The following is a 1,706-nucleotide window of genomic DNA, read 5'->3' on the forward strand; positions in this document are numbered from 1 at the left end:
CCGGGGCGCGGACGCGTCGGGACGGACCTACGGTTCCGGCGTGAGCACCACATCCGAGCGCGGCTCGGCAACCGCTGCCCGCGCGGCGGCGGGCTGGGTCGCCCCCCTCTGCTGGGTCGCCGTCCTGCTGGACGGCTTCGACCTCGTCGTCGTCGGCACCGTCGTGCCGACGCTCCAGTCACCGGAGGAGTGGGCCCTCTCCGGCGCCGGGACGACGTTCGTCATCACCATCGGCCTGGTCGGCATGATGATCGGGGCGCTGACCATCGGCACGCTCACCGACGTCATCGGCCGACGCAAGGCGCTGATCGGCGCGGTGACCGCGTTCTCGCTGTTCACCCTCGCCTGCGCGTTCGCGCCGAACGAGGGCGTCTTCGGCGTCCTCCGCTTCCTGGCCGGTCTCGGCCTGGGCGGCTGCCTGCCGACGGCGATCGCGATGGTCAACGAGTTCACGCGCAGCGGGCGCAGCGGCCGCGCCACCACGACGATCATGACCGGCTACCACGTCGGAGCCGTCACCACCGCCGCCCTGGCCATCGTGGTGATCCCGAACCTCGGCTGGCGCGCGATGTTCGTCATCGGCGCGCTGCCGGCCCTGGTGCTCGTGCCGCTGATGCTCAAGCAGCTGCCGGAGTCCGCGTCCTGGCTCGTCGCCCACGGCCGCCGGGCGGAGGCCGAGGAGGTCGCCCGCCGCAACGGGCTGGAGCTGGAGGACCCGGTCGCCCCCATCGCGGCGCATGCGGGGGAGACCGCCGGGGCGACGCTGAAGACGTTGTTCACCTCCGCCTACGTCCGCAACACCGTGGTCATCGGCGTCACGTCGTTCATGGGGCTGCTGCTCGTCTACGGCCTCAACAACTGGCTGCCGACGATCATGCGCGAGGCCGACTACGAGCTGGGGGCGGCGCTGGCGTTCCTGCTCGTCCTCAACGTCGGCGCCATCGTCGGACTGCTGGTCGCCGGCGGGGTGGCCGACCGGATCGGTGCCCGCGCCGCCGGCATCGCCTGGTTCGCGGGTGCGGCGCTGTTCCTGGCGCTGCTGTCGATCCGGCTGCCCATCGGGGGCATCTACGTCATGGTCTTCCTGACCGGCTGCTTCGTGTTCAGCGCGCAGGTGCTCGTGTACGCCTTCGTCAGCGCCAACCACCCGGCACAGGTGCGCGCGACCGCGCTCGGCTGGTCGGCAGGAGCCGGGCGGATCGGCGCGATCGTCGGGCCGGTCATCACCGGCGCGCTGTTCGCGACGGGCAACGCCTTCCCCGGTGGCTTCTACCTGTTCGCCGTGGTCGGCGCCCTCGGCGCGATCGCGTTCAGCCTCGCCGTGACGGTGCGGGGCGCGATCCGTCGCTGATTCCCGCCGGGATGCGCACGGTGGCGGTCAACCGCACGGCGAGAACCGCCCCCATGCGCATGTCGGCGTCATGGCGCGGAGCGTCCTTCAGTCCCTCGGGCGCTTGCGGTCCTGGTCGGCCAGGAAGCGCTCGAACTCCGCCCCGATCTCCTCGGCGCTGGGCACCTCGCCGGTGTCGCTGAGCAGGTCCGTGCCCTCCCGTGCGGCGGTGAACGCGTCGTACTGCTGCTCGAGCGCGGCGACCACGGCGAGGTTCTCGCTGGACCGGGCGATCTGCTCGTCGACCTCGGTGCGGTGGACCTCGGCCGCCTCGCGCAGCGAGTCGGTGGGCAGGTGCAGGCCGGTCAGCCGCTCG

Annotated in this window: 1 protein-coding gene and 1 pseudogene; one reads left to right on the forward strand and one right to left on the reverse strand. The window is 72.5% G+C overall.

Annotated features, from left to right (window positions below):
• The first annotated feature begins 40 nt into the window (after positions 1-40).
• A complete protein-coding gene (locus E4P40_RS27445; protein ID WP_135161447.1) occupies positions 41-1,351 on the forward strand; it encodes an aromatic acid/H+ symport family MFS transporter in 1,311 nt (436 codons plus the stop codon).
• Between the two features lie 87 nt (positions 1,352-1,438).
• Here E4P40_RS27445 and E4P40_RS27450 read toward each other — a convergent pair.
• Positions 1,439-1,706, reverse strand: a pseudogene (locus E4P40_RS27450) (PAC2 family protein); the annotation flags it as partial.

It is taken from the genome of Blastococcus sp. CT_GayMR20, assembly GCF_004570345.1.